24 protein-coding genes are annotated in these 20125 nt (G+C 61.2%); 10 read left to right on the forward strand and 14 right to left on the reverse strand.

Features of this window, described 5'->3' with window-relative positions:
• Window positions 1-49: 49 nt before the first annotated feature.
• Window positions 50-1228, forward strand: coding sequence for a DegT/DnrJ/EryC1/StrS aminotransferase family protein (locus K3762_RS12880; RefSeq protein ID WP_132445162.1), 1179 nt, complete (start codon window positions 50-52; stop codon window positions 1226-1228).
• 46 nt (window positions 1229-1274) lie between these two features.
• Here K3762_RS12880 and phaR read toward each other — a convergent pair whose 3' ends face one another.
• The 3 genes from phaR to K3762_RS12895 all read right to left on the reverse strand — a co-directional run bounded on the left by phaR (window position 1275) and on the right by K3762_RS12895 (window position 4368).
• Window positions 1275-1823, reverse strand: coding sequence for a polyhydroxyalkanoate synthesis repressor PhaR (phaR, locus tag K3762_RS12885; protein WP_067622929.1), 549 nt, complete (start codon window positions 1821-1823; stop codon window positions 1275-1277).
• 143 nt (window positions 1824-1966) lie between these two features.
• Window positions 1967-2410 (reverse strand): phasin family protein, encoded by a 444-nt coding sequence (locus tag K3762_RS12890; RefSeq protein ID WP_067622858.1) that lies wholly within the window; start codon window positions 2408-2410, stop codon window positions 1967-1969.
• Window positions 2411-2562: 152 nt separating this feature from the next.
• Entirely contained in the window at window positions 2563-4368 is a 1806-nt protein-coding gene (locus tag K3762_RS12895) for an alpha/beta hydrolase (protein ID WP_120351510.1), read from the reverse strand.
• A 50-nt stretch (window positions 4369-4418) separates the two neighbouring features.
• Between K3762_RS12895 and phaZ the strand changes: the two genes are divergently transcribed.
• Window positions 4419-5750, forward strand: coding sequence for a polyhydroxyalkanoate depolymerase (gene phaZ / locus K3762_RS12900; RefSeq protein WP_260009757.1), 1332 nt, complete (start codon window positions 4419-4421; stop codon window positions 5748-5750).
• Between the two features lie 9 nt (window positions 5751-5759).
• Here phaZ and K3762_RS12905 read toward each other — a convergent pair whose 3' ends face one another.
• The 3 genes from K3762_RS12905 to K3762_RS12915 form a co-directional block, all read right to left on the reverse strand.
• Window positions 5760-6470, reverse strand: coding sequence for an alpha/beta fold hydrolase (locus tag K3762_RS12905; protein WP_067622867.1), 711 nt, complete (start codon window positions 6468-6470; stop codon window positions 5760-5762).
• Window positions 6471-6612: 142 nt separating this feature from the next.
• The gene (locus K3762_RS12910) at window positions 6613-7365 is read right to left on the reverse strand and encodes a carboxylesterase (protein ID WP_132445166.1); all 753 of its coding nucleotides are present in this window, start codon (window positions 7363-7365) and stop codon (window positions 6613-6615) included.
• 51 nt (window positions 7366-7416) lie between these two features.
• The gene (locus K3762_RS12915) at window positions 7417-8703 is read right to left on the reverse strand and encodes an MFS transporter (RefSeq protein WP_132445168.1); all 1287 of its coding nucleotides are present in this window, start codon (window positions 8701-8703) and stop codon (window positions 7417-7419) included.
• Between the two features lie 173 nt (window positions 8704-8876).
• Between K3762_RS12915 and thrS the strand changes: the two genes are divergently transcribed.
• The 5 genes from thrS to K3762_RS12940 all read left to right on the forward strand — a co-directional run bounded on the left by thrS (window position 8877) and on the right by K3762_RS12940 (window position 13544).
• Window positions 8877-10823 (forward strand): threonine--tRNA ligase, encoded by a 1947-nt coding sequence (gene thrS / locus K3762_RS12920; protein ID WP_132445170.1) that lies wholly within the window; start codon window positions 8877-8879, stop codon window positions 10821-10823.
• Between the two features lie 224 nt (window positions 10824-11047).
• Window positions 11048-11350 (forward strand): DUF2282 domain-containing protein, encoded by a 303-nt coding sequence (locus K3762_RS12925; protein WP_067622878.1) that lies wholly within the window; start codon window positions 11048-11050, stop codon window positions 11348-11350.
• Between the two features lie 63 nt (window positions 11351-11413).
• A complete protein-coding gene (locus tag K3762_RS12930) occupies window positions 11414-12259 on the forward strand; it encodes a DUF692 family multinuclear iron-containing protein (protein ID WP_120351515.1) in 846 nt (281 codons plus the stop codon).
• A complete protein-coding gene (locus K3762_RS12935) occupies window positions 12256-13014 on the forward strand; it encodes a DNA-binding domain-containing protein (protein ID WP_132445172.1) in 759 nt (252 codons plus the stop codon). The genes K3762_RS12930 and K3762_RS12935 overlap by 4 nt, the downstream gene beginning before the upstream one ends.
• Window positions 13011-13544, forward strand: coding sequence for a DoxX family protein (locus K3762_RS12940; RefSeq protein ID WP_132445174.1), 534 nt, complete (start codon window positions 13011-13013; stop codon window positions 13542-13544). Before K3762_RS12935 ends, K3762_RS12940 begins: the two co-directional genes overlap by 4 nt.
• On the opposite strand, the gene K3762_RS12945 is transcribed toward K3762_RS12940, so the two are convergent.
• On the reverse strand, window positions 13541-13861 hold the full coding sequence (locus tag K3762_RS12945; RefSeq protein ID WP_260012818.1) for an ArsC/Spx/MgsR family protein: 321 nt from the start codon (window positions 13859-13861) through the stop codon (window positions 13541-13543). The two genes, K3762_RS12940 and K3762_RS12945, sit on opposite strands and share 4 nt — an antisense overlap.
• 168 nt (window positions 13862-14029) lie before the next feature.
• On the opposite strand from K3762_RS12945, the gene K3762_RS12950 reads away from it, so the two are divergent.
• Complete coding sequence (locus K3762_RS12950; protein ID WP_067262111.1) at window positions 14030-14236, forward strand: cold-shock protein; 207 nt, start codon at window positions 14030-14032, stop codon at window positions 14234-14236.
• Between the two features lie 54 nt (window positions 14237-14290).
• Here the strand turns inward: K3762_RS12950 and K3762_RS12955 are convergent, their stop codons facing one another.
• The 4 genes from K3762_RS12955 to K3762_RS12970 all read right to left on the reverse strand — a co-directional run bounded on the left by K3762_RS12955 (window position 14291) and on the right by K3762_RS12970 (window position 17219).
• Window positions 14291-14596: a hypothetical protein gene (locus K3762_RS12955; RefSeq protein WP_165935581.1), complete on the reverse strand. Its 306-nt coding sequence runs from the start codon at window positions 14594-14596 to the stop codon at window positions 14291-14293.
• Window positions 14597-14679: 83 nt separating this feature from the next.
• On the reverse strand, window positions 14680-15864 hold the full coding sequence (locus K3762_RS12960; protein WP_120351518.1) for a cytochrome P450: 1185 nt from the start codon (window positions 15862-15864) through the stop codon (window positions 14680-14682).
• 42 nt (window positions 15865-15906) lie between these two features.
• Entirely contained in the window at window positions 15907-16386 is a 480-nt protein-coding gene (locus K3762_RS12965; protein WP_132445176.1) for a dihydrofolate reductase, read from the reverse strand.
• Window positions 16386-17219 (reverse strand): thymidylate synthase, encoded by an 834-nt coding sequence (locus K3762_RS12970; protein ID WP_120351520.1) that lies wholly within the window; start codon window positions 17217-17219, stop codon window positions 16386-16388. The genes K3762_RS12965 and K3762_RS12970 overlap by 1 nt, the downstream gene beginning before the upstream one ends.
• 260 nt (window positions 17220-17479) lie before the next feature.
• Here K3762_RS12970 and K3762_RS12975 point away from each other — a divergent pair, with 260 nt between their 5' ends.
• On the forward strand, window positions 17480-17914 hold the full coding sequence (locus K3762_RS12975) for a VOC family protein (protein WP_067262125.1): 435 nt from the start codon (window positions 17480-17482) through the stop codon (window positions 17912-17914).
• A gap of 151 nt (window positions 17915-18065) precedes the next feature.
• Complete coding sequence (locus tag K3762_RS12980; protein WP_132445178.1) at window positions 18066-18812, forward strand: DUF1194 domain-containing protein; 747 nt, start codon at window positions 18066-18068, stop codon at window positions 18810-18812.
• On the opposite strand, the gene K3762_RS12985 is transcribed toward K3762_RS12980, so the two are convergent.
• The 3 genes from K3762_RS12985 to K3762_RS12995 form a co-directional block, all read right to left on the reverse strand.
• Window positions 18806-19306 (reverse strand): MarR family winged helix-turn-helix transcriptional regulator, encoded by a 501-nt coding sequence (locus tag K3762_RS12985; RefSeq protein ID WP_067942516.1) that lies wholly within the window; start codon window positions 19304-19306, stop codon window positions 18806-18808. The two genes, K3762_RS12980 and K3762_RS12985, sit on opposite strands and share 7 nt — an antisense overlap.
• Window positions 19307-19390: 84 nt before the next feature.
• On the reverse strand, window positions 19391-19657 hold the full coding sequence (locus K3762_RS12990; RefSeq protein ID WP_120351522.1) for a succinate dehydrogenase assembly factor 2: 267 nt from the start codon (window positions 19655-19657) through the stop codon (window positions 19391-19393).
• Complete coding sequence (locus K3762_RS12995; RefSeq protein WP_260009771.1) at window positions 19650-20051, reverse strand: helix-turn-helix domain-containing protein; 402 nt, start codon at window positions 20049-20051, stop codon at window positions 19650-19652. The genes K3762_RS12990 and K3762_RS12995 overlap by 8 nt, the downstream gene beginning before the upstream one ends.
• Window positions 20052-20125 lie beyond the last annotated feature (74 nt).

The raw sequence follows: 20125 nt of genomic DNA on the forward strand, positions 1-20125 counted from the left end.
CGGCGCGTTGTTTTACAATTCTGGAAATCATTATTCAGGATTTTGAAATATGGCTTTGCCCGACATGCACCGCGCCGAACCTATCCCCGCTGAAGCCGAGGCTGCCATTGCGGCGCTTTTGCAAAGCGGCGATCTTTTTCGCTACACTGCGGCAAAGGACGCGCCTGTTTCCTTGCTGGAGGTCGAATTTGCGCGGATGATGGGCAGCGAATATGCCTTGGCCGTTTCTTCATGCTCTGCCGCGCTGTTTCTGTCCTTGCTCGCCTTGGACCTGCCGAAAGAGGCGTCGGTGCTGATCCCCGGGTTTACTTTCGCCGCCGTGCCCTCTGCGGTGATCCACGCAGGCTGCAAGCCGGTGCTTTGCGAGGTGGGCGAGAATTACCGCGTCGATCTTGAGGATTTCGCCGCCAAATTGCCCGGTGTTCAGGCCGTGATTATCAGCCATATGCGCGGGCACACTTCGGATATGGATGCGATCATGGCGCTTTGTGAGGCCGCCGATGTGGCGGTGATCGAAGACGCCGCCCATTCGCTGGGAACGCTTTGGCAGGGGCGAAAGATTGGCACGATTGGCAAAATCGGCTGTTTCTCTTTTCAGTCCTACAAGATGATCAACGCCGGCGAAGGGGGCATCCTGATCACCGATGATGCCGATTTGGTGGCCCGTGCCATCATCATGTCGGGCGCCTATGAGCATAATTGGAAGAAACACGCAGCCCTGCAAGACAGCTTTGCCACGTGGCAGAACCGGCTGCCGCTTTACAATCTGCGCATGTCGAACCTGTCGGCGGCGATCATCCGCCCGCAACTGTCGCATCTGCCGCGCCGGGTGGCGGATGGGCTGCGCAATCATGATCACATGGCCGCGCGGCTGGCGGCCTCACCGTTGATCGATGTGCCAAGCCCCCTGCCCGGAGAGACCCGCGCGCCGGATTCGATCCAGTTCAATCTGGTGGGCCTGCCCGATGCCACGATCCGCGCCTTCGCCGCGGCGGCTGAAGCGACGGGTGTGAAGGTGCAGGTCTTTGGCCAGAGCACCGATAACGCCCGGGCTTTTTGGAACTGGCAATTCATCGAAGACCTGCCTGACCTGCCGCGTACCCGCGCCATGTTGATGCGGGCCTGTGACGTGCGCCTGCCGGTTCAGTTGACGCTGGATGAGATCGACGCTGTGGCGGATGTGATCTTGGCGGCGCTGGCCGATGTGGCGGATGCGCAGGCTGCATAGGGTGCACCGAAAGGAGGGAGCGCAGGGCTCCCTCACCAGGGGTGGGTTAGTTCAGCTTTGACAGTTTGTCCTGCAATTCGGCCAACTGCTTTTTGATCGCATCCAGATCGTCGCCCTGCTCGGCCTGCTGCTTGGGTGGTTCCGGCGCGGTCGATTTGGCCCAGCCCCCTGTCATCGCTTTCATGAAGGCTTCTTGCTGCGCCTGCATCGCTTCCATGCCGGGCATTTTGGCCATCGGGTTCATCGCGCTCATGTTTTCGACCACTTTGCTCTGCCCATCGCGGAGCATGTCGAAAGAGGCCTGCAAGAACTGCGGCACCACCGAAACATTGCCCGACATATAGCTGCGGACCAGATCGGTCAGCACATCGACCGGCAAGACGGCTTCGCCCCGACTTTCGTGTTCGGCGATGATTTGCAAAAGATATTGCCGTGTCAGGTCATCGCCAGACTTCAGGTCGACGATCTGAACCTCACGGCCATCGCGGATGAAACCGGCGATATCCTCCAAGGTGACGTAATCGCTTGTCTCGGTATTGTAGAGCCTGCGGCTGGCATAGCGTTTTATCAGCAAGGGCTTCGGTTTGTCCGCCATGATGTTACTCCCGACCAGTGGTGCTGCATCGCAGCTTAGGACAGGGATCGGCAAATAGAAAGAGCGCATGACAAAAGGGCAGGCCCGATTGGACCTGCCCTTTTTCTAGGCATCATGCCGAGAAGATAAAACCGACGGGCGGTTTACTTCACGGTGGATTTCTTAGCAGCAGCCTGAGCGTTCTCGGCTGTCTTGGTCGCTGCGGCAGTCGCGTCGCTCTGGAACTCTTTGCCAGCCGACATCATCAGCTCAACAGTGTCCATCTGCACCTTTTTCGCGATCTCGGCGAAGGCGGCCATATGCTCGGCCGCGGATTCAGCGGAGGCGGAAGCGAAATCGGTCATCGCTTTGGCGTAGTCTGTAGGCTCGGCTTTGACTTTGGTCATCTCAGTCAGGCGGGACAGAGTTTCTTTGGTCCAGGCGGTGGAGATGTCAGCCGATTTTTCAGCCGCGTCAAAAGCAACGCCCGAGAGTTTCTCGTTCAGGGAGGCGGTGTTTTTGAATGCGTCTTGCATGGCGGCGTTATCTACGGGGAAAGCGCCCATAATGTCTTTGAACATCGCGGTCATGTCAGGTGTCTTGGTCATGTCTCAATCCTTTTACTGCTACTGTGGCAAGGGAGCGGGAAGACCCGTCCGTTTCGCGTCTGACCACAATATAGATGCCGCAGTGCAGCATTTCAAGGTTTTTTCTGCATTGCAGCATAAGCTGCTTAGCGCGCTAAGATTACGTAAGGTAATCAGTCATTTGCCTTGCGGGCCACATAGGCGCCCGGCGCGTCGCCGAGAACCTCGCGGCCATCATCGCCGGGAAAGCGCGCGGGAATCATAGCGCCTGCACGTTTGACCAGCCACTTGCCCCACCGCGGCCACCATGACCCCTCGTGATAAGTTGCGGCCTCGCGCCAGGCTGCGTAATCTTGGCTAAGATCACCGTTCACATAGTGGCCGTATTTATTGCGGCTGGGCGGGTTCACGATGCCCGCGATATGGCCTGATTGCGCCATGATGAAGGTCTTGTCCTTTGAACCCATCTGCTGCACGCCACGGTAGCAGTCTTTCCACGGCGCGATATGGTCGGTCTCGCAGGCCACAGCGCAGAGCGGCACCTCGATATCGTCGAGGGTCAGCCGCTCGCCCAGCAGTTTATACCCGCCCTCGGCCAATTCATTCCGCTGGCACAGGCCGCGCAGATATTGCATCGCCATTTGCCCCGGCAGATTGGCCCCGTCCCCGTTCCAATAGAGCAGATCAAAGGCCGGTGGGGTCTCTCCCATCATATAGCTGCGCACGGCGGGGCCATAGACCAGATCGTTGGAGCGCAGAAAAGAGAATGTCCGCGCCATGACCACGGAGGGCAGGATGCCCTTGTCCGCCGTCTCGGCCTCGATCCCGTCGATGAAGTCATTGGTGAGGAAGGGCTGGAATTCGCCCTGATCCGAGAAATCGGTGAGCGCGGTGAAGAAGGTCGCGGATTTGATCGACGTGTCGCTGCGTTTTTTCAACAGCGAGAGCGTCAGCGCCAGCGTGGTGCCTGCAATACAATAGCCGACGACATTCACGCGCTTTTCATCCGTGATCGCCTTCACCTCTTCAATCGCTGCGAGGTAGCCTTCTTCGACGTAATCCTCCATGCCGATCTGGGCATAGCTGACATCGGGGTTCACCCATGAGACGACGAACAGCGTGTGCCCCTGATCGACAAGCCATTTGACAAGGCTGTTCTGCGCCTTGAGGTCGAGGATGTAGAACTTGTTGATCCATGGGGGGAAGATCAGCAGCGGGGTCTTGTGCACCTCTTCGGTGCTGGGCGTGTATTGGATCAGCTCGAACATGCGGTTGCGAAACACCACCTTGCCGGGCGTGGTGGCGATGTTACGGCCCAACTCAAAGGCGCTGTCATCCGCCAGTTTGACGACCAACTCGCCGTTGTTGGCCTCCAAATCAGCGATCAGGTTTTCCAGCCCCTTCACAAGACTCTCGCCTTCTGTCTCTACCGCGCGCTCCAAAACATCGGGGTTGGTGGCAAGGAAATTGGTCGGCGACATCATCGCGATGATCTGCTGGCTGAAATAGACCAGCCGCTTCTTCTCGGCCGGGTCCATGTCTTGGGCGTCTTCGACCGCTTGGCGCAGCGCTTCGGCGTTGATCAGATACTGCTGTTTGATGAAGTTGAAATAGGGATGGGTTTGCCACAGCGGATTGGCAAAACGTTTGTCGGTGGGCGCCTCCCCCTCGACCGGGGCCAGCCCGCCCTTGGCCAGCGCCTGCTGCGCCTCGACGAAATGGGCGACCGATTTGGTCCAATAGCCCATCTGATGCTCCATCAAACGGGCCGGATTTGTCATCGCCTCGGCCCAGTAAGACTGTGCTGCTTTCGCGAAAAGTTGTTGGTTCGGCCCGTCCAACGCGGGCTGATGGCCCTCGCGCTGCGACATCACGCGGGTCAGGCGCTTACTTAATTCTTCAACCTTTTTCAGGTTTTGCGCCATTCGAGACAGGGCTTGAGGCTCAGTGATCTCGGGATTTTCGGATTCTGTTGTCATCTTAACCCTTACCTCCTATCTTTGCAGGTGCAGCATAAAGGAGCCCCCACATGCGCTATATGGCCACCTACGACATGATGGAGTCCATCCGGAATACCAATCAATGGCTCGGCGCTTCGGCGCTTGCTATGGCATCCTACCCGGCTTTCTCTCTGTTTCCAAACCCTGCGATGGAATGGCTCGCCGCATGGGGCGAAGTGACGGAGCGTAGTTTCGCCCGCATGGTCGTGAAACCCGACTGGGACATTCCCCCAGTGGTCGGCCCCACGGGCCAAGATTGTCTGGTCAGCATCGAGCCGGTGATGGAACGCCCCTTTGGCGATCTGCTGAAATTCTCGGTCCAAGGCCGCAAAGAGACGGGCCGCAAGGTTCTGCTGGTTGCGCCAATGTCCGGTCATTATGCCACGCTCCTTCGGTCCACCGTGATCTCCCTGCTGCCTGATTGCGACGTCTATGTGACAGACTGGCACAATGCGCGTGATATTCCAGTTAGTGCAGGCAAATTCGACATCGAGGATTATACGCTCTACCTCGTTGATTTCATGCACCACCTTGGCCCCGACACCCATGTGATCGCGGTCTGTCAGCCCGCCCCGCTGACCTTGGCGGCCACCGCCTATCTGGCCGAAGAAGCGCCCGAAGCGCAGCCGCGCTCGCTGACGTTGATTGGCGGCCCGATTGCCCCGGATGCCGCGCCTACCGATGTGACCGACTTTGGTCATAGTGTCACCATGGGCCAGCTTGAGCAGTTGATGATCCAGCAAGTCGGCTTCAAATACGCGGGCGTGGGCCGCAAGGTGTACCCCGGTCTGCTGCAACTGGCGTCTTTCATCTCAATGAACAACGACACCCACCGCGATGCCTTTACCAATCAGATCACCCGCGTAGCGCAAAAAGCGGCGCATGAGCACGACAAGCACAACAAGTTCTACGACGAATACCTCGCCGTGATGGACATGCCGGCAGAGTTCTATCTGTCGACCGTGCAACGCGTGTTTAAAGAGCGCGAGATCGCGCGGAACGTCTTTACCGTGGCGGGCCGTCAGGTCGATATCGGCAAGATTACCACGGTGGCGGTTAAAACGGTTGAGGGCAGCAAGGATGACATCTCTGCTCCCGGCCAATGCATCGCGGCGCTTGATCTGCTGACCGGTCTGCCTGATTCCAAAAAGGCCAGCCATCTTGAAGATGGGGCGGGCCACTACGGGATTTTTGCAGGCAAAAGCTGGCGCAACAATATTCGGCCCTTGGTGCTGGACTTTATCGATGCCAACAATGGCCAGCCCGAGCCGAAAACGCCCGAGCCTCAGAAATCCGAGTCTCAGAAACCCGTGTCTCAGAAATCTGCGCCCAAGAAGACCGACAAACCGGCAGCGGCCTGAGCCGCCGCCCTATTGCAGCACCAGAGGTTGATGCAGCCAGTCGCGCAGCGCGGCGGTTGTGGCCTCTGGTGCCTCTAGGCTGGGCCAATGGCCTGCATCCTCCAGCACCGTCAGCTTGGCGTAGGGGATCATCTCGGCCATGAAGGCGTGGCGTTTGACGGGGCAGAGCATGTCATGCTCCCCACAAAGCACCAGTGCCGGCACCTTGCATTTGCGCAGCACCGCTTGCTGGTCCCGCCGCCGTTGCAGGGCACGGGACTGGCGCACAAAGGTATCGCCGCCCAGTGTCTCGGCCATTTCCATCGCGCGGGTCAGCACCTCGCCCCGTCCCTTGCCGGGGGCGAGAAAGCCCGAGGCCATCCGCGCCTGCATCGCCTCCCCCAGCTTGCCGGATTGCGCCATGATGATCTGCGGCTCCCGGTCCGCGGCGATGGCGGGCAGTTCGGCCAGCACCTGCGTCGCCAGCAAGGCAATGCGGCTGATCCGGTCGGGGGCGCGACGCAAAAGCTCCAGCGCCACAACACCGCCCATGCCCTGCCCCACCAACGCGAAACGCGGTGGCAGTTGATCCAAAAGGCCCGAGGCGATCTCTTCGATCCGTTCCCCTTGGGTGATCGGAGCCAACACCACCGTGCTGCGTGGGGAGAGCGCTCGGACCTGTGGCGTAAAGACACGGGCATCGCACATCATGCCGGGCAGCAGAACAAGCGGCTCAGCCATTGCGCAGGATCCGCTGCGGTATGCGGTTGAAATGACGTGGTTTCATGCCGTCCCCCTTGGGTTTGGCGGTCTCTTAGCATGGGTGGTTTGGGGTGGCATCGGGGGCGCAACCTTATCGGCGGTTCCATGCCCGCGCCTTGGGTCAGCCCTCTTTGCCGGAAACCTCGTTGATCGCCGCGACGATCATCGCCAGACAGCGCGCATCTGAGAAGCGGTGATCGGCGTCTTTGACCAGCGTCAGTTGCATATCAGGGCTCTGCGCGTGCTCCAGTAGCCGCACCGCCGTGGCCGTGCTGACGGCCGTATCGGCCGTGCCCTGCAGCAGCCGCACGGGGAACGGCAAGTCGAGCGCCTCCCGCAGCACCAGCCGCTTGCGCCCATCCTCGATCATGCGGCGGGTGATGACATAGGGCTCCATATGGTCCGACGGCAGTTCGACCTGCCCGACCTCTGCCAGCGTCTGTTTCTGCGCCTCGGTGAAATTCGCCCAGTATCCGTCTTCGGTAAAATCAGGTGCGGCGGCGATGCCGACCAGCCCGGCAATGCGCTCTGGCAGGTGCCGGGCCAAAAGCAGCGCCTGCCAGCCCCCCATGGACGACCCCACAACGATCAGCGGCCCCTCGGTCAGCGCCGTGACTGCGGCCAGCGTATCTTCGTGCCAATCGCCGATGCAGCCTTCGGTGAAGCTGCCCGAGGATTCCCCGTGACCGGAGTAGTCGAACCGCAGAAACGCCCGCCCCTCGGCCCGCGCCCAGTCTTCGAGATAGACCGCCTTGGTCCCCATCATGTCGGACTTCAGCCCGCCGAGGAAAACCACGCAGGGCCCCGCCCCGTCGGTCTTGTGATAGGCGATGCGCCGCCCCTCTGGGGTGTCGATGAATTTGCTGTCTGACATGCTGCCTCCGTCTTTGGCCCAATCATGGGCATCGCCGCGGATGAGGGCAAGTCAGTCCTCGGAAAGATGCTCAACCTCGGGCAACCAATGGGCCAGAACCGCGGCGGCGACCGCCATCACGGCAAAGAGCATCAGCGTCGCCTGCGCCCCGATCAGCGCAGCACCACCGCCCAGCACCCCGGCCAGCAGCAAAAGCAACCCGATCACCGTATTGCTCACGGCGGCATAGGCGGCGCGGTGGTCTTTCGGGGCCATGTCGACCAGATAGGTCGAGCGCCCCTGCCGCACGCCGTGATAGGCGATCATCAGGATGAACAGCACGCCGGGCATGGCCCAGACCGCCTGCGCCAAACCAAGGAACCACAGCCCCACCGCCAACGCCATCGCCAGTGCGCCGACGATGCCCGTCAGCATCAGCACTCGGCGGCTCGACATATCTGACAGCCGCCCCCAGACATAGGAGCTGACCAAGGACGCCAATGCCGAGGCCAGCACCAAGGCGCCCAACTGCCCCAACTGCCCGCCCTCCGACGATCCGGCCAGCACCACCAAATAGGGCGGCGCAAGCGCGGTCGACACCAAAAGCCCACGCACCAGAATGAACAGCCACAGGTCGCGATTGCCGCGCAGCAGTTTGAAATCCACGCCATCGGCCTTTTCGGTCTCGCTCGGCGTTTCTTTGATCGTTGAGAAGAGCAGCGCCGCCGCGACCCAAAGCCCCGCCGCCAGCGCAATCGCCACCACGACGACACCGCGGCTTTGAAACAGGCCCGACATCAAGAGCCCGGCAAAGATCACCACCCCGACCGAGGACACGGACCCCGCCAAACCGGTCACCGATCCACGCCGGGTTTTGCCCACGGTCTTGCCCAGAATTTCCTTGAACGACACCGAACAGGCGGCGCGGCAAACGGCCAGCAGCGCGAGGGCCGCGCAGATGGCATAGCCTGCCGTGGCCCCCTCAAGGCTCAGCGCGGCGAGGGCGATCAGCGCCGCCGCCATGCCCTGCCCGACCGAGCCCCACACCCAAGCCCATTTGCGCCGCGCCATGCGCTGCACCACGCCCGCCAGCGCGATCTGCGGCAAAAGCGATCCGGCCTCGCGGATCGGCACTAAGGCCCCCGCAAAGACCGCAGGCGCGCCGAGGGCACTCAGCAGCCACGCCAACACCAGCTTGGGATCAATCAGCCCATCGGCCACTTTGGTCATCGACAACGACAGGATATGGCGCAGCCCATTGCGTGCCTCGGCCCGCTGCGCCTTGTCGTCCAACCCCGGTGCCGGGTCATCCGCCCCCGAAATCGTCTCGAAAGCGCGCTGCGCCGTGTCGTCTTGCATGTGACCCATCCTCGTTGTTGCCCGCCTGACATAGCGCGCCGCCGCAGGGCCGCAACTTGCCTGCCCAAGGTCCCGCTCGCATTGACAAAACGCCCCCGTCCCGCCACATAGGCGCAACACATAACCCGCAACCGGGCGTCTCGTAGGCGCCAAACCGACGAGGAGCGCCCAAGATGGCCCAAATCTCCCTCACCCTTCCCGATGGCAATAGCCGCCAATATGACGCCGGTATCACCGCTGGCGAAGTGGCTGCCGACATCTCAAAATCCTTGGGCAAAAAGGCCATCAGCGCCACCGTCAATGGCGCGCATTTCGATCTGGCGTGGCCGATTGAAGCAGATGCCGACATCGCGATCCACACCATGGCCGACGAAGCGCAGGCAAATGAACTGGTCCGCCACGACCTCGCGCACATCATGGCCCGCGCCGTGCAGGAAATCTGGCCCGACACCAAGGTCACCATCGGCCCGGTGATCAAGGACGGCTGGTATTACGACTTTGACCGCAAAGAGCCCTTCACCCCAGAAGACCTCGGCGCAATCGAAAAGAAGATGAAAGAGATCATCAACAAACGCGACGCCGTCCGGACCGAGGTTTGGGACCGCGCCCGCGCGATCAAACATTACGAGGACTTGAACGAGCCTTATAAAGTCGAGCTGATCAACGCGATACCCGGCGATGAGCCGCTGCGCATGTATTGGCACGGCGATTGGCAAGACCTCTGCCGTGGCCCGCACCTGCAACACACCGGCCAAGTGCCGGGCGATGCGTTCAAGCTGATGTCCATCGCCGGTGCCTATTGGCGCGGCGACAGTGACCGCGCGATGCTGCAACGCATCTACGGCGTGGCCTTCACCGGCAAGGAAAAGCTGCGCGCGCATCTCAACATGCTCGAAGAAGCCGCCAAGCGTGACCACCGCAAGCTTGGCAAAGAGATGGGCCTGTTCCACATGCAGGAAGAGGCACCGGGCCAAGTCTTCTGGCACCCCAACGGCTGGCGCATCTACACCACCTTGCAGGACTACATGCGCCGCATGCAGGACCGCGACGGCTATGTCGAGGTGAACACCCCGCAGGTCGTCGACCGCAAACTGTGGGAAAAATCCGGCCACTGGGACAAATACCAAGAGAACATGTTCATCGTTGAGGTCGATGAGGAACATGCCCGCGAAAAGGCGGTGAACGCGCTCAAGCCGATGAACTGCCCCTGCCACGTGCAGGTCTTCAACCAAGGCTTGAAATCCTATCGCGACCTGCCGCTCAGGATGGCCGAGTTCGGATCTTGCGCGCGCTATGAGCCTTCGGGGGCGCTGCATGGCATCATGCGGGTGCGCGGCTTTACCCAAGACGATGGGCATATCTTCTGCGCCGAGGATCAGATCACCTCGGAAACCGCCAAGTTCATCGCCTTTCTGTCGAAGGTCTATGCCGACCTCGGGTTTGAGAACTGGACCATCAAGCTCTCCACCCGCCCCGAAAAGCGGATTGGTTCCGATGAGACATGGGACAACATGGAGCAGGCGCTTGGCGATGCCTGCAAGGCTGCCGGCTATGACTTTGAGGTGCTGGAGGGCGAAGGCGCATTCTACGGGCCGAAGCTGGAGTTCACTCTGACCGACGCCATCGGGCGCAACTGGCAATGCGGCACCCTACAGGTCGATGCCAACCTGCCCGAGCGGCTGGAGGCCAGCTACATCGGGCAGGACGGCAACAAGCACCGCCCTGTGATGCTGCACCGCGCCACCTTGGGCAGCTTCGAGCGTTTCATCGGCATTCTGATCGAAGAGCACGCTGGCAAGCTGCCCTTCTGGCTGGCCCCGCGTCAGGTGGTCGTGGCCTCCATCACATCTGAAGCGGATGACTATGTGGCCGAGGTCGTCGAGACCCTGAAAGCCGCTGGTGTGCGTGCGGAAGCCGACATGCGTAATGAGAAGATCAACTACAAAGTCCGTGAGCATTCGGTCGGCAAAGTGCCGGTGATCCTCGCCGTCGGGGCGCGTGAGGTTGAAGAGCGTACCGTTTCCGTGCGCCGTCTGGGGCAAAAGCAGACTTCGGTGCAGCCGCTGGATGCACTCACCGCCGAACTGGCGCAGGACGCGACCCCGCCTGACCTGCGCTAACGGCTTGTAACAAATCTGCGCTCCGGCGGTCTTGCGGGCAGCTTGCCCCCTGCCCGCCGGAGCGTTTTTGTAACAATCATTCCCTTCCTGCGCGGGAAGGTTACAATTTTCGCTAGTTTTCCGCGTGATTTCTGACGGGACCGTGACGCACTCCCTCGTGACTGGCTTGTGAGGAAGCAGGCTGCTCTAGTAAACCTGTTCAAACCATCAGGAAGGAAACGACAATGTCCACCACACTCAAAACCGCCGCCATCGCAGGGGCCGTCGCCGCCGCGCTGAGCAGCCACGCCACCACCGCTACCGCCGCTTCGCAAGAGAAATGCTTTGGCGTTTCGCTGGCCGGTGAGAACGACTGCGCAGCGGGCCCCGGCACCACCTGCGCGGGCACCTCTGTGACCGATTACCAAGGCAACGCATGGACCCTCGTTGACGAAGGCACCTGCGCCGAGATCGACCTGCCCGAGATGGCAGACGGGACCGAGCGGACCGGCTCTTTGGAAGCGCTCGACCGCGACCTGCCCGCTTAATCTATAGCGTTCCGGGCGGCATCCCCGCCCGGAACCCCGCCCCGCAACATGCCGGAGGCCGTTATGCGCGACGATACCCCCCCTGTCACAACACTGCCCAATGCCCCCGGCGTCGGATTTAAATCTCGACATTTCGATGGCTTGATGGCCGATCCTGGCCCGGTCCGCTGGATCGAGGTGCATGCCGAAAACTACATGGGCGACGGTGGCCGCCCCCATGCGCAACTACGCGCCTTGCAAGACCGTTTCGCCCTGTCGGTCCATGGTGTCGGCCTGTCGATCGGTGGCGAAGGGCCGCTGGACGCGGCCCATCTGGCACGGCTCAAAACCCTCTGTGACCGAACGCAGCCCGCGTCCTTCTCCGAACATTTGGCGTGGTCGACCCATGGGATGGAGTATCTCAACGATCTCCTTCCGCTGCCCTACACCGAGGAAACGCTGACCCGTGTGGCGTCACATATCAACCAAGTCCAAGATGTCTTGGGTCGGCAAATGCTGCTGGAAAACCCCTCCAGCTACCTTGCATTCGCGGAATCCGACTTGTCTGAAACGGACTTTTTGGCAGAGATTATAGCGCGCACCTCTTGCGGTCTCTTGCTGGATGTCAACAATGTCTTCATTTCGGCCACCAATCTCGGGCTGTCGCCACAGGGTTACATCGACGCCTTCCCGACAGACCATGTGGGCGAGGTTCATGTGGGCGGCCATGATGACGACACCGACGATCACGGCGCGCCGCTTTTGATCGACAGCCATGGCAAACCGGTCGTCGATCCTGTTTGGGACCTGTTAAGCTACACGCTGGCCCAAACCGGGCCAAAGCCGGTGCTGGTCGAGTGGGACAATGACGTGCCCGACTGGTCCGTCCTACGGGCCGAAGCCACCCGCGCCGCTGAGGTGCTGGTGTGACCGACCAACACAGCTTTCGCGCGGCCCTGCTTGATCCGTCACGGTCTGCACCCGATGGGCTGCGCGATGGCCGGGGGCAACCGGCGGGCGCGCGCTATGGCGTCTATCGCAACAACGTCACGCATTCCCTGATCGCCGCGCTCGAAGTGGCCTTTCCCCTTGTGCGCAAGCTGATCGGCGCCCGCAACTTTGCCGAACTGGCCCCCCTCTACGTCCGGGCGCATCCGCCGACATCTCCGATGATGATGCATTACGGCAGGGATTTCCCCGCCTTTATCGCGGCTTTCGCCCCTTTGGCCAAGATTGGCTACCTCGCCGATGCGGCACGGCTCGACCTCGCGCTGCGTGCCTCCTATCACGCGGCTGACGCGGCTCCGCTTGATCCGAAGGTCTTCGAAACGCTTGGCCCCGATGCATTGATGGGGGCAAGGTTCACCCTCGCGCCCGCAACCCGCCTCTTGCGGTCAGACTGGCCGCTTTTCGACATCTGGCGCTATAATTTCACCGAGGACGCGCCCAAGCCCCACAGCGCAGCGCAGGACGTGGTGATCACCCGCCCCGCCTATGATCCCGCGCCGCATCTGCTGCCGCCCGGCGCGGCGCTATGGCTATCCCACCTTGCCGACGGCTTGCCCTTCGGGGCGGCCCATGACGCCACGGCGGGCGCCCAGCCCGCGTTTGACCTTGCCGCCGCCTTGACCCTCGCCCTGAGCCACGGTGTCTTCAGCGCAATTTCCTTGGAGGGCAGTAAATGACCCAGCTTCCGACCCTATACCGCAACGCCGCCGACCGTCTGGAGCGGGCCGACTGGCTGCTTCCGACCCTCGCCCGGTTCCTCTTTGCCGCAGTGTTGCTGGTCTATTTCCTGAATGCCGGGCTGACCAAACTCGGGCCCGGCCCCTTGGGCATCTTTACCCCATCCACCGGAGCCTATGCGCAAATCTTCCCCCGCGTGTTTGCGGCCGTGGGCTATGACAGTGACGCGCTTGGGGTGTTCCATTGGCTCGTCGTCGTCGCCGGAACGGTGGCGGAATTTATCTTGCCGCTGCTCATCGTTATTGGCCTGCTGACCCGACTGGCGGCACTGGCGATGGTGGGCTTTGTCGTGGTGCAATCCCTCACCGATCTTTACGGCCATGGCAGCGCGCTTGGCGCGTGGTTCGACCGCTTTCCTGATGCCCATATTCTTGACCAGCGGGCGCTCTGGGTGTTCTTGCTTTTGGTACTCGTCATCAAAGGTGCCGGCCCATTGTCACTGGACCGGCTAATTGCAGGCCGAAGTTAAAGCATCGCGTGAACGTCGGCTTCTATCTCTTTGTTCCAGCCGAGAAATAGCTTGTCACCCACCGCGATCAGAGGGCGTTTCATTAGCGCTGGATGAGCTCCTATCAGGGCGAGCGGGGCCTGCTTGCGCGTCTCTTCATCCAGCCCCCGCCAGGTGGTGGAGCGGGTGTTGAGCAAGGCCGCACCAAATTGCTCATGGGCCTGCGTCAAAACCGCCCTTGGCACGCCCGCCTCCCGAACATCGACCAACTGCGCCTCTGGCAGCGCCTTTTTCGCCTTGCGACAGCTGTCACAGTTTTTCAGCCCATAAATTAGCACATTCGTCTCCCTCAGCCACGCGATCGCGCCCCCAATTGCGGGTTTCGCACCTGATCGCTTGATTTTTTCCAAGTCCGCGCGATCTTTCTATTATGGCGGGTCGCAATTCAATCGCTTTCGCCATTCTGCTCGACGCAGAGACGCAAAGACAAAGGAGGCGCGGAGATTATGCCAACTGGCACCGTGAAATGGTTTAACACCACCAAAGGCTACGGGTTCATCGCCCCCGAGAGCGGCGGTAACGATGTATTTGTTCATATTTCAGCGGTCGAACGCTCTGGCCTGACCGGCTTGGCGGATGATCAAAAGGTCAGCTACGAGCTGACCGAAGGCCGCGACGGTCGGCAGATGGCCACCGATCTCGCCCTGCTCTAGCCACGATATCGCAAAAGAACACCCGGCGTCCCGCGCCGGGCGTTGCTTGAGAGTTCACTGATACGAACAGCCCTTTGCCCCGACCGGGCAAGGCACGCGGGCTGAACGGCGCAGTGTCACTGCGCGGTGCGGGTGGCGATGGCGGTGGACAACCGGATGCGCTTTGACCTCTGCATAGGTCATGGGCTGGTTCGGTGTCCCGCAGCCAATCGCGCCGCCAAGCGTCACCGGCTGCAATCCAGCCGGGCAATAATTCGCGCTGCTAGGATAGGCATAGAGCTTTGGCTCGGCCGAGACCTGACCGGCCAAGCCCGCAGAAAGCAGCCCTATCGCCGCTGCAATAGCTGTCGTTAGACGCATGATAATCCTCGTAATTATATACAATATGAACGAAGATTGCCGGGGCGCATACATCAAGTCCAGTCTTTTATGGCAGCGCGTCTTTAACTCAACCGCGCCGGAAGCGTCGCATAGCCGTGAAAACGGATACGCCCACCGCCCTGACGCGCCGCGCTGATTTCATAGTCCGGGTAACGGTTCAGAAAGCGTTGGAGGGCGATTTTCCCCTCCATCCGTGCCAAGGTCAGCCCTACGCAGACATGCGGACCGCCGGCAAAGGCCAGATGCCGATTGGGTTTGCGCCCGATATCGAATTTCGTCGGATCCTCAAAGACTTCCGGGTCGCGGTTGGCCGCTCCGATGCAAAGATGCAGGTTGGTCCCTGCGGCAATCTCCACCCCGCCGATCGTGACGGGGGCCGTGGTCTCGCGGTTGCCGAACTGGTTGGGCGAGCGGAAGCGCAGCACCTCTTCGATACAGGGGCCGATCAACGCGGGTTCCGCCAGCAATCGCGCCTTTTGATCCGGGTGGTCATGGAGCAGCGCGAGGGCACTGCCGATCAGGTTGGTGGTCGTCTCATGGCCTGCGTTGAGAATAAAAATGCAGTTTTGAATCAACTCGATCTCGGTCAACTGCCCGCCGTCATCTCCGGCAATGAGCCGCGTCAGCACGTCGGTTTCAGGATCCCCCGGATCAGCCCGGCGCCGGGCGATGAGGTCTTGCAGATAGGCTTTGAACGCGCGCACCGCAGTATGGCCCGCCTCCAACTCCGCTTCGCTCAAGGTAGGCTCCAGCGCGCCGAGAATTGCCAGTGACCAGTCCCGAAGGGGGCCGCGTTCTTCCATCGGGACGTCCAGCAGGTTGCCGATGATCTGCACCGGAATGCAACTGGCATAGTCCTCAATCAGGTCCGGCGTGGGGCCCAGCCCTTCCAGCAGACGGTCAACCGTGTCGATCAGCCCCGGCTCCATCCGTGCCAGCGCCTTGGGCGTCAGGGCCGACGTCATGATCCGCCGCACGCGGGTGTGCAACGGTGGGTCATTGAACACGAGGCTTGTGGTGTGATGCTCAAACAGAGGGCTGCCAGGGCCGAATTTCGGCGCGAAGGCCAGCTTTTTGTCCGAGATATAAAGCGTGGTGTCGCGGTAAATCGCGTTCAGGTCCGCGTGGCGGCAGATCAGCACAGAGCCATCGGGCTGGCGCAGCACCGGGGTCTCGCGCAGCAGGCGGTCGTAATGGGGGAATGGGTTTTCGACAAACCCCTCAGGCGGTGCGGACAGATCAAACATAGGCCGCAGTGATGCGCGGCGCGCGGCCTATGTCAATGGCTGTCAGCGGCGGCGCAGCCATTCACGTGCGATGGCGCGGGGGCCCGTCGCGCGCAGGCAAAGATTGCCAAGCTCAATCCATTCTTCGGGGTCAAACTCGGGGAAAAATGCGTCTGCCGCGTCGATTTCCACGTCGACTTCGGTCACCAAGAGCCGATCCGCCAAGGGCAGAAGTGCGCGGTAGATACCTTCGCCGCCAATGCCGTAGACCCGGCGATACCCCTCAGCCGCGCAATGGCCCAAGGCCGCCTGCGGGTCGCGCGCCGAATGGACGCCCTCAATATCAGTACTGGAGACCACGCAATTCAGACGGTTCTTCAAAGGCTTGAACGGCAGGCTTTCCCATGTGCGGCGCCCCATGATGATGGCACCGCCGGTGGTTTCGCGCCGAAAGAATTTCAGGTCTTCGGGCAGCGACCAAGGGATATCCCCGTCTTTGCCAATGGCACCATTGCGGGCGCGGGCGACGATCAGGCTCAGCATCAGACGGCCACCGGCGCTTTGATAGCTGGGTCGGGGTCATAGCCTTCGAAGGTGAAATCCTCATAGCGGAAATCAAAGATCGAGCTCACCTCGCGGTTGATCCGCAGCTTTGGCAGCGGCTTGGGGGTGCGCGCAAGTTGGGTCTGCACCTGTTCCAGATGGTTGGAATAGATATGCGCGTCGCCCATCGAATGCACGAAATCGCCCGGTGCGTAGCCAGTGACATGGGCCAACATCTCCAGCAGCAGCGCGTAGGAGGCGATGTTGAACGGCACGCCAAGGAACATATCCGCCGAGCGCTGATAAAGCTGCAAATGCAGCTTGCCGCCCGCGATGCGTACCTGCCATAGCGTATGGCAGGGCGGCAGCGCCATCTGATCTACCTCGCCGGGGTTCCACGCCGAAACGATCAGCCGGCGGCTGTCGGGGGTCTTGCGGATCGCCTCGACCAGCTTGGCGATTTGATCGACTTGACCGGCCTGATGCAGCACCGTCCCATCGGGCTGCGGCATCGGCTCACCCACCATCGGAAAACGCCGCCATTGATGGCCATAAACCGGGCCGAGGTCACCGTTCTCATCGGCCCATTCGTCCCAGATGCGGACGCCATTTTCCTTGAGGTAGCCGATGTTCGTGTCGCCCGAGAGGAACCACAAAAGCTCATGCAGGATGGATTTCAGATGCAGCTTCTTCGTCGTCACCAGCGGGAAGCCATCGGCCATCCGGTAGCGCTGTTGCATCCCGAAATGAGAGATCGTCCCCGTTCCCGTGCGGTCGGTCGAGGTCACCCCCTGCTCCAGCACTTCGCGCAGCGCATCATGGTACTGTTTCACGCAGCCCCCCTCACGTTATCCGTGGCATTTGTCTTTGCATACCCTTCCGCGCCGCGCGCCTCAAGGCGGCTTTGCGGGGGCAATCGCCTGACAATGCCGTTGCCGCCTTTGACACCGGTGGTTTCGCGCCTAAACTCTCTATCAAAGCGCGGCGGGCATATTTTGCCGCTTCCCGTTTTGTGACGACTTTTTGACGACGAATTTTCGGCCCGAACAGGGTGTTTCATCCCTCCCCAAGCGGCCCAACTGAAGGAAAACCGATGCCCATCAAATACTTGCATACAATGGTGCGCGTGAAGGATCTGGACGCCTCTATCGCATTTTACAAACTTCTGGGCCTTGTGGAACGGCGCCGGATCGACAACGAGGGGGGCCGTTTCACGCTGGTTTTCCTCTGCCCGCCGGGCATGGACGATGGCCATGCGGATGTGGAGCTGACCTATAACTGGGACGGCGATGACGCGCTGCCCAGTGACAGCCGCCATTTTGGTCACCTCGCCTATACGGTCGAGAATATCTATGAGACCTGCCAGCACCTGCAAGACAACGGCGTGACCATCAACCGCCCGCCGCGGGACGGGCGGATGGCCTTTGTCCGCTCGCCCGACAATATCTCGGTCGAATTGCTGCAAGAGGGTGACGCCCTGCCCGCGCAGGAACCTTGGGCCAGCATGGAAAACACCGGTCATTGGTAAGGCTCTGCATCAATGTCCTGCTGGCGCTGATGCTCGCGCCCATAGGCGAAGCGCGGGCGGCCCTTTGTCGTCTCGCGCGGCGTCCGGTGCGTGATGTGCCCTCTTCGGTCGCCCCCAAGGGGGTGCCGCCGCGGCTGAGCGGATCGCTGGGATGATCCGCGCGGCCCTCGCCCTTTTTCTCACGATCAATGCCATCCAATCGGCCGAGGCCGCTTGTCGGCAGGCGCTTGCCTTGGGGCTGGATGTCTCTGGTTCGGTCGATGCGCGAGAGTATCGGTTACAGATCGGTGGTTTGGCCGACGCGCTGAACGATCCGCGTGTGCGGGACGCCCTGCTGGCGCTGCCGGAGCATGGCGTCGACCTGATGATCTATGAATGGAGCGGATCCAGTGATCAGACGGTGATCTTGCCTTGGACCCCGTTGAGCGACGCGGCGGCGCTTGATGGGGCCATCGCACTTTTGCGCAGCACCGAGCGGCGTGAGGCTTCTCCCGGCACGGCATTGGGGGATGCGATGCAGTTTGGCGCGGGCCAGTTGGCGACGCGCGCCGCCTGCCAGAAACACACGCTGGATATCTCGGGCGACGGCATCTCGAACTTCGGGCCGCGGCCCCGGGATATACGCGACAGGTTGCAAGCCCAGCCCCTCGAGCCACAGGAGCTGACCATCAACGGTTTGGTGATCGGCGCGGAAGACCCGGCGCTTGGCGACAGTCGGCAGGCCGAGATCGGCGCGCTGGCGTCATACTACCGGGCCGAAGTCATGCTCGGCCCCGGCGCATTCGTTGAGACGGCAGAGGGGTTTGAGGACTACGCCCGCGCCATGACCCAGAAGCTCTTGCGGGAAGTGGAGGGGAGGGTCTACTCCCACCTCACCCCCCCTGCCCGTGATCAGTAGATATAGCGGATCTGATCCGTCCAATACCGCTCCATCCGTTTGAGAGAGCGGGTGATATCTTCGATCCCTGCATCGCCCAGCACGCCCTTGTTTTCCATCCCATCGGCATGGCGCGAGAAAAGCTCGGCCACCACATCGCGGATATAACGCCCCTTTTCGGTCAGCCGAACGCGGACGGACCGGCGATCAATCTCGCAGCGCTGGTGGTGCATATAGCCCATTTCGACCAGCTTCTTGAGGTTGTAGCTGACGTTGCTGCCCTGATAGTAGCCGCGGCTTTTCAGCTCGCCCGCGGTCACCTCGTTATCGCCGATATTGAACAAAAGCAGCGCCTGCACGGCGTTGATCTCTAACACGCCGACACGTTCGAATTCGTCCTTGATCACGTCCAGCAGCAAGCGGTGCAACCGCTCGACCAAGGACAGGGACTCAAGATAGCCTGCCATAAAACCCTTTATGGCCATCGGCTGCGCAGCGGGGTCTTGAATGCTCATGCGAAATCTCCGGTTCACCTTGTTCGAACCGGAAACTCGCTGAAAAATCAGAATAATTCGTTAAACCCTTTCGGGTTTTTTGAATCAGCCGCGCGCCTCGGCCAATTGCCCGCGGATATCTGTGACCAATGCCGCATATTCGGCGGGGGCGTCGGCCTGTCCGCTGACCCAAAGATAGAGGTCGTGGTCATTCTCATTGAGCATCTGGTCATAGAGCGTGAGCCCCGCGTCATCCATCTGCGGCAGCCGCGCCTCGGCATAGGCCGATAGGATCAGGTCCATCTCTTTGATGCCCCGGCGCATGGAGCGCATTTGCAGGCGTTTCAACCGGTGTTCATGGACCTCAGGCATCTGCGGGCTCCGTCATAAGGCGCCGAATGCGCTTTTCCATTTTGCCGACAGTCTCGGCCTTTTTCAGCAGGTCGGTGCGCAGGGCGCGCATGTCGGCCAACACTTCTTCCAGATCGACGCGGCGCGCGGTTTCGCCCGCTTCGGGGGCATCTACCCCCTCGCCTTCGCCATTGATCAACCACATCATCGAGACATTCAAAAGCCCCGCCAGCATCGAAAGCCGGTTGGCGCGCGGCTCGGACAGGTCTTCTTCCCAGCCGCGCAAAGTCGCCAGACGCACGCCCAGCCGTTTGGCCAGCATCGCTTGGGTCATGCCAGTCTGTTCGCGGGCCGCCGCGACCCGGTCGCCAAAGGTGGCGGCCTCGGGGCCGTACCAGTCAATCTCGTCGGTCATGCTTTATCTCCTGCCAGACACCCTTGCCGGGTGCGGGGCCGCCCCCTATGAACGTGGGGATATTCATAAGCAAC

This window comes from Sulfitobacter sp. W074, from assembly GCF_025142275.1.
GTDB classification, from domain to species: Bacteria; Pseudomonadota; Alphaproteobacteria; order Rhodobacterales; family Rhodobacteraceae; genus Sulfitobacter; species Sulfitobacter profundi.

What these genes read in the sequence shown, in the direction of transcription:
- K3762_RS12880 (WP_132445162.1), top strand. Translation starts at nt 50, where the DNA reads ATGGCTTTGCCCGACATGCACCGCGCCGAACCTATCCCCGCTGAAGCC.
- phaR (WP_067622929.1), bottom strand. Translation starts at nt 1,823, where the DNA reads ATGGCGGACAAACCGAAGCCCTTGCTGATAAAACGCTATGCCAGCCGC.
- K3762_RS12890 (WP_067622858.1), bottom strand. Translation starts at nt 2,410, where the DNA reads ATGACCAAGACACCTGACATGACCGCGATGTTCAAAGACATTATGGGC.
- K3762_RS12895 (WP_120351510.1), bottom strand. Translation starts at nt 4,368, where the DNA reads ATGACAACAGAATCCGAAAATCCCGAGATCACTGAGCCTCAAGCCCTG.
- phaZ (WP_260009757.1), top strand. Translation starts at nt 4,419, where the DNA reads ATGCGCTATATGGCCACCTACGACATGATGGAGTCCATCCGGAATACC.
- K3762_RS12905 (WP_067622867.1), bottom strand. Translation starts at nt 6,470, where the DNA reads ATGGCTGAGCCGCTTGTTCTGCTGCCCGGCATGATGTGCGATGCCCGT.
- K3762_RS12910 (WP_132445166.1), bottom strand. Translation starts at nt 7,365, where the DNA reads ATGTCAGACAGCAAATTCATCGACACCCCAGAGGGGCGGCGCATCGCC.
- K3762_RS12915 (WP_132445168.1), bottom strand. Translation starts at nt 8,703, where the DNA reads ATGCAAGACGACACGGCGCAGCGCGCTTTCGAGACGATTTCGGGGGCG.
- thrS (WP_132445170.1), top strand. Translation starts at nt 8,877, where the DNA reads ATGGCCCAAATCTCCCTCACCCTTCCCGATGGCAATAGCCGCCAATAT.
- K3762_RS12925 (WP_067622878.1), top strand. Translation starts at nt 11,048, where the DNA reads ATGTCCACCACACTCAAAACCGCCGCCATCGCAGGGGCCGTCGCCGCC.
- K3762_RS12930 (WP_120351515.1), top strand. Translation starts at nt 11,414, where the DNA reads ATGCGCGACGATACCCCCCCTGTCACAACACTGCCCAATGCCCCCGGC.
- K3762_RS12940 (WP_132445174.1), top strand. Translation starts at nt 13,011, where the DNA reads ATGACCCAGCTTCCGACCCTATACCGCAACGCCGCCGACCGTCTGGAG.
- K3762_RS12950 (WP_067262111.1), top strand. Translation starts at nt 14,030, where the DNA reads ATGCCAACTGGCACCGTGAAATGGTTTAACACCACCAAAGGCTACGGG.
- K3762_RS12955 (WP_165935581.1), bottom strand. Translation starts at nt 14,596, where the DNA reads ATGCGTCTAACGACAGCTATTGCAGCGGCGATAGGGCTGCTTTCTGCG.
- K3762_RS12960 (WP_120351518.1), bottom strand. Translation starts at nt 15,864, where the DNA reads ATGTTTGATCTGTCCGCACCGCCTGAGGGGTTTGTCGAAAACCCATTC.
- K3762_RS12965 (WP_132445176.1), bottom strand. Translation starts at nt 16,386, where the DNA reads ATGCTGAGCCTGATCGTCGCCCGCGCCCGCAATGGTGCCATTGGCAAA.
- K3762_RS12975 (WP_067262125.1), top strand. Translation starts at nt 17,480, where the DNA reads ATGCCCATCAAATACTTGCATACAATGGTGCGCGTGAAGGATCTGGAC.
- K3762_RS12980 (WP_132445178.1), top strand. Translation starts at nt 18,066, where the DNA reads ATGATCCGCGCGGCCCTCGCCCTTTTTCTCACGATCAATGCCATCCAA.
- K3762_RS12985 (WP_067942516.1), bottom strand. Translation starts at nt 19,306, where the DNA reads ATGAGCATTCAAGACCCCGCTGCGCAGCCGATGGCCATAAAGGGTTTT.
- K3762_RS12990 (WP_120351522.1), bottom strand. Translation starts at nt 19,657, where the DNA reads ATGCCTGAGGTCCATGAACACCGGTTGAAACGCCTGCAAATGCGCTCC.
- K3762_RS12995 (WP_260009771.1), bottom strand. Translation starts at nt 20,051, where the DNA reads ATGACCGACGAGATTGACTGGTACGGCCCCGAGGCCGCCACCTTTGGC.